Origin of the sequence: Cupriavidus sp. Met-2 (assembly GCF_049843575.1) — a bacterium.
GTDB lineage: Bacteria > Pseudomonadota > Gammaproteobacteria > Burkholderiales > Burkholderiaceae > Cupriavidus > Cupriavidus metallidurans.
Genome location: NZ_JBBHZL010000017.1, coordinates 1 through 12962, shown reverse-complemented (window position 1 = coordinate 12962; position 12962 = coordinate 1). Strand labels below are relative to the sequence as shown.

Below are 12962 nucleotides of genomic sequence, written 5' to 3'. Positions count from 1 at the left end.
CTGACCGTCGGCCTTCGCCATGGACACACCCGACCCGTCTCCCAATCCCGACGGCCCCAGCGGGCTGCTTGGCATCGATCGGAGCGAAACTCCGGCCGTGGTGGCGGGCTTCCTGTTCTTCTTCTGCCTGTTCGCGAGCTACTTCATGCTGCGGCCCGTGCGGGAGACGATGGGCATCGCTGGCGGCGTGCAGAATCTGCAGTGGCTGTTTACCGCGACGTTCGTGGTGATGCTCGTGGCCATCCCGTTCTACGGCGCATGTTGCAAGTGGCTGCCGCGCCGGCGCTTCGTGCCATGGGTCTACGCATTCTTCATCGCCAACCTCGTGGCGTTCGCGCTGGTCACCCGCGCCCTGCCCGATAGTGTCTGGCTGGCCCGCGTGTTCTATGTCTGGATCTCGGTCTTCAACCTGTTTGTGGTATCGGTGGCGTGGAGCCTGATGGCCGATGTATTCCGGCCCGAACAGGCCAAGCGACTGTTCGCAATCATCGCGGCAGGCGCCAGCGCAGGCGGTCTCGCCGGACCCGTACTCGGCGCCGGGCTCGTGGGACACATCGGATTGACTGGCCTGATGTTGCTGTCGGCCGCGTTGCTGGCCGCGACGCTGCCCGGGGTCGGCTACCTGTTCGCCTGGCGACGCAGGTATGGAGCGGGTGCGCCCGGCAGCGAGACAGCTTCGGCGGCGGACCCCGCGCAACCGGTAGGCGGCGGACTCTGGGCTGGTCTGTCCCTGGTCCTCCGTTCCCGGTACCTCATCGGTATCAGCCTGTTCGTGATCCTGCTGGCCACATCGAGCACGTTCCTCTACTTCGAGCAGGCACGACTGGTGGCGGCCACCTTCCACTCGCGTGCGCAGCAGACACAGGTATTCAGCGCGCTCGACGCCACCGTGCAGGCGCTAACGATCCTCGTGCAGATCTTCCTTTCAGGACGCGTGGCGCGGCGCTACGGCGTGACCGCCCTGTTGACCGCCGTGCCGCTGGCCGTGACCGGCGGCTTCCTGCTACTGGCGATGTGGCCCACATTCGGCGTGCTCGCGGCTGCCATGATCGTGCGGCGCGTCGGGGAGTACGCGATGCTGCGCCCCGGCCGGGAGATGCTGTTTACGGTGGTCGACCCGGAAACCAAGTACAAGGCCAAGAACGTCATCGATACCGCAATCTATCGTGCCGGCGATGCCGTCAGCGCCTGGGTGAAAACGGCGATCGACGCCTTGTCCGGGCACCCCGCAACCGTGGCGCTGGCGGGCGCGGTACTCGCCATCGTGTGGGGCTGGCTAGGCTGGTGGCTTGGCCGCCAGCACGAAGGTCAACTGACCGAACTGACAGTCGAGAAATCCTCACCGGCTGTACTCGCCCGAGGCCAGACCGGCAGCCGATAATCGCCCGCTGGTCTGGCTCGTGCGCGCGGTTCGGCTTATAGTCGTGGCCTTGGTATTGGCCTGTCACGCGGACACGTGCCGCCTCAATTCATTCGCTCGGGAGTTGCTTCATGAAAACCAAAGCCGCCATCGCCTGGAAAGCCGGTGCACCACTCACCATCGAAGAGGTGGACCTCGACGGTCCGCGCGCGGGCGAAGTCCTCGTGGAGATCAAGGCCACCGGCATCTGCCATACGGACTATTACACGCTGTCCGGCGCGGACCCCGAAGGCATTTTCCCCGCCATCCTGGGCCATGAAGGCGCGGGCATCGTCACCGACGTTGGTCCGGGTGTCACGTCGCTCAAGCCGGGCGATCACGTGATTCCGCTCTACACGCCGGAATGCCGTCAGTGCAAGTTCTGCCTGTCGCGCAAGACCAACCTGTGCCAGGCCATCCGCGCCACGCAGGGCAAGGGTCTGATGCCGGATGGCACCTCGCGCTTCTCGATCGATGGCAAGCCTATCTTCCACTACATGGGCACGTCGACGTTCGCCAACCATATCGTGGTGCCGGAGATCGCGCTGGCCAAGATCCGCCCCGACGCACCGTTCGACAAGGTTTGCTACATCGGCTGCGGCGTGACCACGGGCGTGGGCGCGGTAATCTTCACGGCCAAGGTGGAAGCCGGCGCGAACGTGGTGGTGTTCGGCCTGGGCGGCATCGGCCTGAACGTGATCCAGGGTGCAAAGATGGTCGGCGCCGACAAGATCATCGGCGTGGACCTCAATCCCGCGCGTGAGGCGATGGCACGCAAGTTCGGCATGACCCACTTCGTGAATCCGAAGGATGTTGACAACGTGGTGGACCACATCGTCCAACTGACCGACGGCGGCGCCGACTACTCGTTCGAGTGCATCGGCAACACGCAGGTCATGCGTCAGGCGCTGGAGTGCTGCCACAAGGGCTGGGGCAAGTCGATCATCATCGGCGTGGCCGAAGCGGGCGCTGAAATCTCTACCCGTCCGTTCCAGCTCGTCACGGGCCGCGAATGGAAGGGCTCGGCCTTCGGCGGCGCGCGCGGGCGCACCGATGTGCCCAAGATCGTCGACTGGTACATGGACGGCAAGCTGAACATCGACGACCTGATCACGCATACGCTGCCGCTCGACCGCATCAACGAGGGCTTCGACCTGATGAAGCGCGGCGAATCGATCCGCTCGGTGGTCCTGTACTGAGGACGCGATCCATGGAACTGCTGTCAGAACACGGCTGCCACGGCGGCGTCCAGCGCTTCTACCAGCACCAGTCGGTGGCCATCGGGCTGCCGATGCGGTTCTCGGTCTATCTCCCGCCGCAGGCGCTGCAACCCGGCGCGAAGCCGCTGCCAGCGCTGTTCTATCTGGCCGGCCTGACCTGCACCGAGGAAACCTTCGCGATCAAGGCTAACGCGCAGCGCTTTGCCGCCGAGCACGGCCTGATCCTGGTGGGCCCGGATACGAGTCCGCGCGGCGCGCATGTGCCGGGCGAGGCCGATGCGTGGGACTTCGGCGTGGGCGCCGGCTTCTACGTGGATGCGGTCGAAACGCCATGGCGCATGCACTGGCGCATGGAGAGCTACGTTGCGGATGAGTTGTTCCAGTTGGTGACCCGCGAGCTTCCCGCCGATGCGGCACGGGTAGGGATCTTTGGGCATTCCATGGGTGGACATGGCGCGCTGGTACTGGCCCAGCGCTTCCCGCAGCGGTTCCGATCGGTATCGGCGTTCGCGCCAATCGCGGCGCCGTCGGACTGCCCGTGGGGCGTGAAGGCGTTCACCGGCTACCTTGGCGAAGATCGCAGCCGCTGGGCCCAGCACGATGCCAGTGCCCTGATGCGCGCGCAGACGTCGGCACCCTTCCCGGCCGGCATCCTGATCGATCAGGGGCTCGCCGACAAATTCTTGGCCGAGCAACTGCATCCGGAAGTGTTCGAGGCCGCCTGTGAAAAGGCCGGGCAGCCCCTGACACTACGTCGGCACGACGGGTACGACCACGGGTACTACTTCATCTCGACGTTCATTGCCGACCACGTGCGGCATCACGCAGAGCAGCTTTAAGGACTGATGCCGGCGCATCCCGGCGCCGGCATCCATTCACGCCTGAATCCCTCTAGCCGCCGCAGAGCGTCCTCTCGCATGGGATGCCATCACCGTCGCCATCGATTTTCGTACCAGGACAGTTCTGAAGATAGAACGTTGCCTCGTCGCAGGACGTCATCTCGTTGCATCTGGTCTTGCCCTGGCAACTGAATGACTGCACCGCCGGTTTCGACCGACTCAGGCTGATCGGCGCAGACGGTTCGGCCGCCACAGTCTCCGTTGCCGCCACAATCTCCGTTGCCGCCAGCAGGCGCGCCTGCCGGTCGTGCTGATAGTAGTAGTACCCGGCGGCGCACAGTGCGGCGACCAATATCAGCTTGCGCATTGCTTCTCCCTAGTGTCATTTTTGTGGTTTTGGGCAGGAATGATACGACATGGCGTGATCAACACGCCTCGCGGTCAACTCCCAATACACGAGCGCGGGCAATTCATTCATGATGCCGTCTTCCGCCACATCCAATTTGCGCCCTCCTCCGATGTCCGCCTACCGTCCCGACCCCATCGTCATGCTGTCTGCCCGACAGCTTTCCGAGGCCATTCACAAGAAGGAGGTGTCGAGCCGGGAAGTCATGACGGCCTATCTGGCGCACATCGCCCGAGTCAACCCGGGCAGCAACGCCATCGTCGCCATGCAGGACGAGGAAGCGCTGATGCGCGAGGCATCGGCGGCCGACGAAGCGCTGGCGGCGGGCAAGTCTTCCGGCTGGATGCATGGCTTCCCGCAGGCGCCGAAGGATCTGGCGATGACGCGCGGCATTCGCACAACGTACGGATCGCCGATCTTTCGCGACAATATCCCCGCCAGTGATTCGGTCATCGTAGAGCGTATGCGACGTGCCGGCTCGATCCTGATCGGCAAGACCAACACGCCTGAGTTCGGGCTGGGGTCGCACACGTTCAATCCCGTCTATGGCGCCACGCTGAATCCCTACGATCCCACGCGCTCGGCTGGCGGCTCCAGTGGTGGTGCAGCCGCCGCGCTGGCGCTGCGTATGCTGCCGGTTGCCGATGGCAGCGACTTTGGCGGGTCGCTGCGCAATCCCGCTGCGTTCTGCAATGTCTATGGGTTCCGGCCTTCAGCGGGACGCGTGCCTTACGGCCCGACGCCGGAGTTGTTTCTGCCCCAGCTGGGCAGCGAAGGGCCGATGGCACGCAATGTCGAGGATCTCGCGCTACTGCTGGCCACGCAATCCGGCCCCGACGCGCGCACGCCGCAGGCGCTGCCACACGATCCGATGCTGGCTTCGCTGACACCGGCAAACGTCGCGGACATACTGAAAACGGATCTCACCGGCAAGCGTGTTGCATGGCTGGGCGACTGGGGTGGTTACCTGCCGATGGAAGACGGCATCCTGTCGCTCTGCGAGCAGGCGCTGCGCTTCTTCCCGGATTTCGGCGTGGACGTCGAGGCCATCAAAGCACCCTACCCGCCCGAGAAAATCTGGCAAACCTGGCTTGTCTATCGCCATTTCCTGACTGGGAATTCGCGTCTGGGGCTGTACACCAATCCGTCCACGCGTGCGCAGCTCAAGTCCGAGGCGATATGGGAAATCGAAGGCTCGCTGGACCTCAAGGCCAGCGATCTGTACGCCGCCAGCACCGATCGCAGTGCGTGGTACCAGGCGCTGCAACGGACGTTCACCCAGTTCGACTACATCGCCGTGCCCACCGCACAGGTGTTTCCGTTCGACGTCACGCAACACTGGCCAAAGCAAATCGCCGACAGGCAGATGGACACGTACCATCGCTGGATGGAAGTGGTGGTCGCGTGGACGCTATCGGGCTGCCCGGTGATCAGCGTGCCGGTGGGATTCAACGCGGACGGATTGCCAATGGGGATGCAACTGATCGGCAGGCCGCGCGACGATCTGGGTGTGCTGCAACTGGCAGCGGCCTATGAGAAGGTGCGCGACTGGGTCAATGATCGCCTGCCGCCGGCTATCGAAGGCTGAGGGTTCTGCTCCCCTCTCACGTCGTGCAGGGAGGGGAGAAAGCAATACGGTACTTCAGGCCACCCGCCGCAACTGCCTCGCTGCATTGGCAAACAGCGGCGCGGCACGTTCGACCGCGAGGGTGATCCTGTCGGCCAGCGACTTGCTGCCCACCTGATACCCATCGAAATCCGCCGTGGAAGCGTACACACCGATTGGCAGCGTCAGCGCCTGCAGGAAGCTGAACAGCGGACGCAGTTGGTGCTCGAGCACAAGCGCATGACGGTCACTGCCACCGGTGGCTGCCAGCAGTACCGGCTTGCCTGCCAGCGCATCCATGCCCACCAGGTCAAACAGATGCTTGAAGTGACCGGGGAACGAACCGCGATACACCGGCGCCGCGGCAATCACGAGATCAGCCGATTCGATCGCGGCCAGTTGTGCCTCGATGTCGGGCGGCAGTTCGTCGCGGGTCAGCGACGCGCCGAGCGGTCGGGCGATCTCGCTGAGGTCGACAATCTGCGTATCCAGCACGAGCCGTTGATCCAGTTCGGCCAGCAGTGCCTGCACCAGTACGAGCGTGCGGGACGGTTGATGAGCACTGCCATTGACGGCAACGACTTTGAGCGGGGTTGACACGGTAAGTCTCCGGGGCGGGAATCGGTCCCCTACCTTAGCGCCCCGTCCGTGCGTTGCGAACGAAGCAATTCGACTATGGATAGATGCAAAAACGGCGACCATTGGCCGCCGTTCCGCATCAAGCCAAGGTAATGGAACCTTGCTGCTTGGAAGCTGCTTCAAAATGAAGCGAAGCGGTTCTGGCTAGGGTGAAGCAGGGGTTTCGGCTCGCATGCGAGCCGCCTGCGGAACGGCATGTGCCTGCAAGCACATGCGCGCCCTGCAAGGGCGGGGCCGCAGACAGTACAAGTAGTACGGCAAGGCCCCGCAACGACGCCAGAATCTCTTTGAAGCGGCTTCTTAGAAGGACGGCACCATGGCGCCCTTGTACTGGGCCTTCATGAACTGGCGCACTTCTTCCGACTGATAGGCGGCCACGAGCTTCTTCACCCACGGCTTGTCCTTGTCCTGCGTGCGCACGACGATGATGTTGGCGTAGGGGCTGTGGATGTCTTCCAGCGCGATCGCGTCCTTCGTCGGCTGCAGGCCGGCGGCCAGCGCGTAGTTGGTATTGATCACGGCGGCGGCCACGTCAGGCAGCGCGCGGGCAAGCTGGGCTGCGTCGAGTTCCACGATCTTCAGCTTCTTCGGGTTCTCGGCCACGTCGAGCGGCGTGGCGTTGACGCCATTCGTGCCCACGCCCGGCTTGAGCTTGATCGCGCCCTGGGCGGCCAGCAGCAGCAATGCGCGGTTCTCGTTCGACGGGTCGTTCGGCACGGCCACCTTGGCGCCCTGCGGCAGATCCTTCGACGACTTCAGGTTCTTCGAATAGATGCCCAGCGGCGAGATATAGGTGTAGCCGACGCTGGTCATCTTGTAGCCACGCTGCTTGATCTGGCTGTCCAGATACGGCTGGTGCTGGAAGCTGTTGGCGTCGAGGTCGCCCGCGTCGAGCGCGGCGTTCGGCTGCACGTAGTCGTTGAACTCGACCACCTTCACGTTCAGGCCGTTCTTCTTGGCCACCTTCTGCACCACTTGCCAGACTTCGGCGTCGGGGCCACTGACGGTGCCCACGCGGATCGTCTGTTCCTGAGCCGCCGCGTTGCCGGCGGCTACGATACCCAGCGCCACGGTTGCGGCAGCCAGGGTCTTTGAAATCGAGAGCATTTTCATAGGTCTTGTTTTCCTGGGAATCGAGGAGCCGCCAAGCGCAGATGTCATGGCGGTCGGTCCTCGCCGGGTAAGCGGCGCTATCAAACTGAAGCGAAGCGGTTCTGGCTTGGCGCCTGGCCGCAGCCAGTACAAATCGTACGGCGAAGCCGCGCAACGACGCCAGAATCAGTTCGATAGTGCAGCCAAGGCGTGGCCGAGGCCGAAGCTTACCTTATTGTTCCTCGGCGCTCCTCAGTGCTCCTCGGTGTGTTCCGTGGCCTGTCCGGGCTCCTTGCCCACCGGATGACTGGCAATGGCCGGCGCATCCTGCCATCCACCACCAAGCGCCAGGAACAGGTTGATCTGATCCATCGCAACCTGCGCGTCGGATGCGGCCAGCGCGGCATCGGTATTGGCCAGCGTGCGGTCGGCATCCAGGCTCTGCAGATACGGCGATCGGCCTGCCTGCCACAGCAGCCGGTTCTGGCGGGCTGCCTCATTGGCCTTGTCGCGCGCCGAGCGCAGTGACGCGTTCCGGTCCAGTTCGTGCGTATAGGCCGACAGCGCGGTCTGCGTCTCGCGCAGCGCCTTCAGCACCACGCCGTCGAAATGAGCCAGCGCCCCTTCGGCCCCGTACTCCATGTTGTGGATGCGCGCGCGCGTGCCGCTGGTCGGGATCGTCCACGAAATCGCGGGGCCCCAGCCCCAGTGCGCGGTCGGCGCCTGACCAAGGTGGTCGAGGATACCGGTGAAACCTGCCGATGCACCGATGCGGATCTGCGGGAACAGGTCCGCGGTAGCCACGCCGATCTTGGCCGTTGCCGATGCCAGCTCGCGCTCGGCCTGGCGAACGTCCGGTCGGCGCTTGAGCAGCGCCATGCCATCGCCAACGGGCAGCGCCTGCTTCAACGCCGGTACGTGCTCGCATGCCACGCCGCTGACATCGAGCGCAGTCGGCGGCTTGCCCAGCATTACCGCCAGGCGGTATGCCGCGCCTTCCTGCTCCGCACGATACTTCGGCAGTGCCGAACGCAGGGTGTCGGCTTGCGCCTCGGCGCGCAGCAGATCGGTCGGCTGACCTCGGCCAGCATCGACCAGTTTCTGCGCCAGCTTCACGCCGCGTTCCTGCAGGTCGAGCTGATGCGCGGCCACATGTAGTTCGTGCGTGGCTGTGCATCCTTGCACATACGCACGCACGGTCTCCGCCACCACGCCCACACGGGCTTGGTCCAGCGCCGCATGGCTGGCCTGCGCCGATGCCAAGGCGGCTTCGTCGGCACGCTTGAGCTTGCCCCAGAAGTCAATCAGGTACGAAACATTGAGACCAATGTCGCCGAAGTTCATGACCGGAATCTTCTCTTCGTGCAGCAGCGGTTCGCCAGCGATCTGGCCGCGCTCCGCACTGGCCCGGAACTTCGTTTCCGGGAGATTCTCGGCTTCCACCTCGTGATACACGGCGATCGAGCGCTTCAGATTGGCGGCGGCCACACGCAGGTCGGTGTTGGCCACCAGTGCCTGCTGCACCAGATCGTCGATACGGGGATCGTCGTACAGACGCCACCAGTCGTTCGGAACATCGCCGATCGACACCGCATCGCTGTCGGTGCCGGCAAACGGTCCATTGGCGGCCGATGACTTCACGACCGCATCGTCGGGCACCTTGTGATCAGGGCCGACGGTCATGCAAGCGGCCAGCGCAAGCGGCAACATCGCCGCCAGCGAGGCACGGGCAAAGCGTTTCACTGCACTGCTCCGGTTGAGGGCGCGCGCTTGCCGGCCAGCGCAACCTTGTCCTGCGAGGCACTACGGCCGGCCGCCGGCGCGGTCGGCTTGTCTTCCGTTTCCCCGATGTTCTTTTCGTCATCGGCCTTCACCGACACGGTGGCCGTGCGTCCTGCCACCAGGCGTACATCCTCGGGCATCTGGTCGAACTGGATGCGCACCGGCACGCGCTGCGCCAGACGCACCCAGTTGAACGTCGGGTTCACGTTCGGCAGCAGGTTCGAGCCATTGGTGCGATCACGGTCTTCGATACCGGCTGCGATGCTCTGCACATGGCCGTGCAGCACGCGCTTCTCGCCCATGACGCGGATATCGACGGGGCTGCCGATATGGATACCCTTCAGCTTGGTTTCCTCGAAGTAGCCTTCCACGTGGAACGAGTTCGAATCGACCATCGACAGCACCGGCTTGCCGGTCACGACGTAATCCCCCAGACGCGGCAGGCGGTCGTTGACGTAGCCTTCCACCGGGCTCACCACGTGGGTGCGCTCCAGATTCAGCTTCGCCACGCCGATCGCGGCCTCGGCCTGTGCCAGCTGGGCCTCGCCCTGCTGCACCTTGGCCAGCCCCTCTTCGACGATTTCCTTCGAGACCACCTCGGAAAGCGTCTGGCTGCGCTTCGCCTCGCGGCGTGCCTGGGCCAGATTGGCGCGCACCGCCGCCGCCGTGGCTTCCGCCTGACGCAGCGCCAGCGCATAGCGTTCGTGGTCGATCTCGAACAGAACGTCGCCTGCCTTCACATGCTGGTTGTCCTTGACCGCGATCCGCGTGACCAGCCCGGAGACATCGGGTGCCACCTGCACCACCTCGGCGCGGATGTGGCCGTCGCGCGTCCACGGCGCCACGGTGTAGTAGTCCCAAAGGTGTTTGACAACGACCGCGCCAACGGCGGTGACGGCCAGCGTCAGCACGACTGGCCCGAGCGAGGAGAGTCTCAGTTTCATGATTGCAGCGAGGGCACCAACGCAACCACCCCACCGAGGACGATCGCATACAGCGCCAGGTTGAAGAGGGAACGGTGCCACACGAGCTTGTAGAAGCCGACACGCGTCAGCACCGCCCGCGCGGCGCTCGTAATGACGAAGGCGGCAAGCATCCACACCAGCAAGCTGGGGATGTACACGCCATAGATACTGATTTCACCGGGCATCATGCTTTTCCGGAAACGGTTGCCGGCACCACGACCGGCGGAAACAGGGCAACCTGAAGGTCCACGAGAGCCGCCAGTGCGATACGCGAACGCACCTTCTGCTGGGCCTTGCCCAGTCGCGTCAGCAACGCCGGCGGCGGCGCATCGATGGCACCTTTCAAACGTGACTGGTAATAGCCGGACACGTTGCGCAGCACGCGATTCACTGCATGCTGCTCATCGGCTTCCAGCTCCGCCATCTCGCGTTGCAGCGCCAGCGTGCAGAGTTCCACACGCACTTCGCTGAAGCCGTCGGCAGATACTTCGCTTTCGCTCGCAGCCAGCCGGGGCACGAGTTGTGCCAGACGATCGAGCATCCGCGCGCGCAGCGTCGAATGAGACTCCGGACGCGTACTCACGGCGTTCTCGGCGATGTCACTCCAGCCGGAGCGCACCAGCCGGCGCGTTGCGGCTCGCGTACCGAAAGGCCGCACCGCCAGTGTCCAGACCAGGGCGAACGCGATCCCGGCGATACCTGCCAGGTTGCTGTTGAAAAAACTCTGGAAATTCGCACTGTAGGCGCCCGAGATACCGATGTCGTTTGCCGTAACCACGGCCAGCGGCATCCCGATCATCGCCAGGCGCGGCTGCGCCACCAGCAGGCCGATGATCAGGTACGGCACCGCGAACATCAGCACCAGCATCTCGAAATCGTGCGCGATCGGCAGGACCGCGAACAGCATCACCATCGAGATCAGCAGGCAAACCACGTTCCAGTTGAAGAACGACTGGATCATCGGCGCGGGCTCGTCGAGCGCGGCGAAGAAACAGCACGAGATTGCGCCAAGCGCCACAGCACCAGCTCCATCGGCCCAGCCAGTGTGAATCCAGATCATGCCCATCGCGAAGATGGCCAGCGCCACCGTCACGGTCGAGAACAGCAGCATGCCGTGGTCGTAGTGGCGGGCGCGGCCAACATCCCAACGCAGGAACTCCGGCAGCCATTCGCCTTCGATGTGCTTTTCACCAAGGCGGCGGCACAGCGAGACGCAGTCGTGCCACAAGGCCGCCATCTGTTGCAGACGATCTTCGGCTGCTGCGACCAAGGCGGCATCCCAACCCGCCTGGACGGGCGTGGACGTCAGTTCGGGACGCTCCCCTTCCGCGGCGCCCGCCTGAATCCAGGCCTTCACCGCCCGCATCTGCGCGGCCAGGGGTTCCGGCACGCCGCCGGCGGACTGCATCGATTCGACGACGGTCGCCAGGGACGACATCACGGGCAGCAGCATCGTCATGCGGCCACGCAGCTCACGCGCGGCACGCACACGCTGGGCACTTTCGGCGTCGTAGCTCAGTTGGCTGATGAGTTGGTCCAGCGCCAGGATATCGGCGGCCAGACGATGGCGACTATGGTGGCGCGACACCTGCTTGCCGGGGCTTGCCGACAGCATGTCGCTCGCCCACAGCGTCGCATCGGCCATCCATTGGCGAGACTTGTCGCGCAGCACATTGGCTACGCTGGCCGGAAACACGACCGCGCCAACCACGCTGGCGCACAGGATGCCCAGGCAGATTTCCTCGGACCGCGCGACGGCAAGATCGAAGATACCGGCTGGATTATCGACCGAAGGCAGCGCGACGAGCGGCAACGTATAGGCCGCCAACATGAAGACATAGCTGCGCGGCGTGCGATGCAGCAGCGCCACGTACAAGAGGCAGGCGGTCCAGATCGCCACGGCGCCCATCAGCAGAGGCGGCGCGTTGACCAGTGGCGGGACCATCAGAATGCCAGCGGCGGCGCCCAGCAGCGTGCCCAGCACGCGATACAGCGCCTTGGAGCGCGTGGCGCCGGTCAGCGGATGCGCCACGATATAGACGGAGCCCATCGCCCAGTAGGGGCGCGGCAGGCCGAGATACATCGCAATCCACAATGCCAGCATCGCTGCGACGAAGGCCTTGATGGAAAAGACCCAATCTCTCGCGGACGGCCAACTACCCATGTTGCTCAGGACTCCTGCTTGCCCGATGTAGATGCAGCCGCGCGCGCCAGGGCGTCGAACACACGCAACGTGGCCGCCATGTCCGATTCGCTGATATCGGCGAACACCTCGGTCCGCAGTTGTTTCAGCGCCACCTCGATCAACTCCGCCATGCGCTCGCCCTCTTCCGTCAGGGACAGCACATTGGCCCGGCGATCACTCGAATCCACCTCGCGACGCACCAGCCCGGCCGCGCTGAGTTGGTCGACCAGACGCACCAGCGTCGCGCCTTCCACGCCCACGTAATCGGCCAGAGTCACCTGGCGCACACCACCGCCCAGACGGCGAATGAACAGCAGCGGCGCGGCGGCCGCGGCGGAAATCCCGTGCGCGGTCACTGCGGCCTGGCTGATCTGCCGCCACTGGCGCCCGGCCAGCATCAACTGGCCGGTAAAGGCGAAAAGAAGGGCATCGATCTTTGGCATGGGCAGAATGATAGATGTGAATCTATTAGGATGCAAATGATTTCTCTGCGAACTAGTTCATGTGCATCAAGAGACCCTCAATGCTGCGCGGAAATTTGGAGATGGGACGCAATCGTCGCCTCGGCACTACTGACAGCGCCTCAGAAATATCTGAAAACATCCATCGGCAACAACGTTACGGGCACTTCCGCAGATCGGCGATATCCGCCTCTACTTCATGGAAATACAGTCGCCCCAATCAGGCCCGCATGGCCTGCCCACGAGGACCGTCGATGACAATCACCATGGCGACCGCCCGGCGCCGAGCAAGGTTCACGCTGGCGACACTGCTCGCAGCGTTGATCGGGATTGGGTTGATAGCGCAGATAGCGCTGATAGCGCCCCAC

General features: G+C 64.2%; 12 protein-coding genes. 4 read left to right on the top strand and 8 right to left on the bottom strand.

Annotated features, from left to right (window positions below):
* Positions 1-19 precede the first annotated feature (19 nt).
* The 3 genes from WD006_RS27045 (at position 20) to fghA (ending at position 3458) form a co-directional block, all read left to right on the top strand.
* Complete coding sequence (locus WD006_RS27045) at positions 20-1381, top strand: NTP/NDP exchange transporter (protein WP_029306352.1); 1362 nt, start codon at positions 20-22, stop codon at positions 1379-1381.
* Positions 1382-1491: 110 nt separating this feature from the next.
* Complete coding sequence (locus WD006_RS27040; RefSeq protein ID WP_011519214.1) at positions 1492-2598, top strand: S-(hydroxymethyl)glutathione dehydrogenase/class III alcohol dehydrogenase; 1107 nt, start codon at positions 1492-1494, stop codon at positions 2596-2598.
* Positions 2599-2609: 11 nt separating this feature from the next.
* Positions 2610-3458, top strand: a complete 849-nt coding sequence (gene fghA, locus WD006_RS27035; protein ID WP_011519215.1) for an S-formylglutathione hydrolase — start codon at positions 2610-2612, stop codon at positions 3456-3458.
* 52 nt (positions 3459-3510) lie between these two features.
* Here fghA and WD006_RS27030 read toward each other — a convergent pair whose 3' ends face one another.
* The gene (locus WD006_RS27030; protein WP_011519216.1) at positions 3511-3825 is read right to left on the bottom strand and encodes an excalibur calcium-binding domain-containing protein; all 315 of its coding nucleotides are present in this window, start codon (positions 3823-3825) and stop codon (positions 3511-3513) included.
* Positions 3826-3976: 151 nt separating this feature from the next.
* On the opposite strand from WD006_RS27030, the gene WD006_RS27025 reads away from it, so the two are divergent.
* Positions 3977-5452 carry an amidase gene (locus tag WD006_RS27025; RefSeq protein ID WP_029306353.1) on the top strand — a complete coding sequence of 492 codons (1476 nt, stop codon included), beginning with the start codon at positions 3977-3979 and terminating at the stop codon, positions 5450-5452.
* Positions 5453-5506: 54 nt separating this feature from the next.
* Here the strand turns inward: WD006_RS27025 and msuE are convergent, their stop codons facing one another.
* The 7 genes from msuE to WD006_RS26990 all read right to left on the bottom strand — a co-directional run bounded on the left by msuE (position 5507) and on the right by WD006_RS26990 (position 12576).
* Positions 5507-6070 carry an FMN reductase gene (gene msuE, locus WD006_RS27020; protein WP_008651203.1) on the bottom strand — a complete coding sequence of 188 codons (564 nt, stop codon included), beginning with the start codon at positions 6068-6070 and terminating at the stop codon, positions 5507-5509.
* Positions 6071-6409: 339 nt separating this feature from the next.
* Positions 6410-7222 (bottom strand): MetQ/NlpA family ABC transporter substrate-binding protein, encoded by an 813-nt coding sequence (locus WD006_RS27015; protein ID WP_008651202.1) that lies wholly within the window; start codon positions 7220-7222, stop codon positions 6410-6412.
* 231 nt (positions 7223-7453) lie between these two features.
* Complete coding sequence (locus WD006_RS27010) at positions 7454-8944, bottom strand: efflux transporter outer membrane subunit (protein ID WP_029306354.1); 1491 nt, start codon at positions 8942-8944, stop codon at positions 7454-7456.
* Positions 8941-9927 (bottom strand): efflux RND transporter periplasmic adaptor subunit, encoded by a 987-nt coding sequence (locus WD006_RS27005; protein WP_024569413.1) that lies wholly within the window; start codon positions 9925-9927, stop codon positions 8941-8943. The genes WD006_RS27010 and WD006_RS27005 overlap by 4 nt, the downstream gene beginning before the upstream one ends.
* A complete protein-coding gene (locus WD006_RS27000; protein ID WP_008651199.1) occupies positions 9924-10133 on the bottom strand; it encodes a DUF1656 domain-containing protein in 210 nt (69 codons plus the stop codon). The genes WD006_RS27005 and WD006_RS27000 overlap by 4 nt, the downstream gene beginning before the upstream one ends.
* Complete coding sequence (locus tag WD006_RS26995) at positions 10133-12112, bottom strand: FUSC family protein (protein ID WP_375199102.1); 1980 nt, start codon at positions 12110-12112, stop codon at positions 10133-10135. The genes WD006_RS27000 and WD006_RS26995 overlap by 1 nt, the downstream gene beginning before the upstream one ends.
* Before the next feature lie 5 nt (positions 12113-12117).
* On the bottom strand, positions 12118-12576 hold the full coding sequence (locus WD006_RS26990; protein ID WP_008651197.1) for a MarR family winged helix-turn-helix transcriptional regulator: 459 nt from the start codon (positions 12574-12576) through the stop codon (positions 12118-12120).
* Between the last annotated feature and the right edge of the window lie 386 nt (positions 12577-12962).

Excerpts from the sequence above, each read along its gene's own strand:
- WD006_RS27045 (WP_029306352.1), top strand. The coding sequence starts at position 20 with ATGGACACACCCGACCCGTCTCCCAATCCCGACGGCCCCAGCGGGCTG.
- WD006_RS27040 (WP_011519214.1), top strand. The coding sequence starts at position 1,492 with ATGAAAACCAAAGCCGCCATCGCCTGGAAAGCCGGTGCACCACTCACC.
- fghA (WP_011519215.1), top strand. The coding sequence starts at position 2,610 with ATGGAACTGCTGTCAGAACACGGCTGCCACGGCGGCGTCCAGCGCTTC.
- WD006_RS27030 (WP_011519216.1), bottom strand. The coding sequence starts at position 3,825 with ATGCGCAAGCTGATATTGGTCGCCGCACTGTGCGCCGCCGGGTACTAC.
- WD006_RS27025 (WP_029306353.1), top strand. The coding sequence starts at position 3,977 with ATGTCCGCCTACCGTCCCGACCCCATCGTCATGCTGTCTGCCCGACAG.
- WD006_RS27015 (WP_008651202.1), bottom strand. The coding sequence starts at position 7,222 with ATGAAAATGCTCTCGATTTCAAAGACCCTGGCTGCCGCAACCGTGGCG.
- WD006_RS27005 (WP_024569413.1), bottom strand. The coding sequence starts at position 9,927 with ATGAAACTGAGACTCTCCTCGCTCGGGCCAGTCGTGCTGACGCTGGCC.
- WD006_RS27000 (WP_008651199.1), bottom strand. The coding sequence starts at position 10,133 with ATGCCCGGTGAAATCAGTATCTATGGCGTGTACATCCCCAGCTTGCTG.
- WD006_RS26995 (WP_375199102.1), bottom strand. The coding sequence starts at position 12,112 with ATGGGTAGTTGGCCGTCCGCGAGAGATTGGGTCTTTTCCATCAAGGCC.
- WD006_RS26990 (WP_008651197.1), bottom strand. The coding sequence starts at position 12,576 with ATGCCAAAGATCGATGCCCTTCTTTTCGCCTTTACCGGCCAGTTGATG.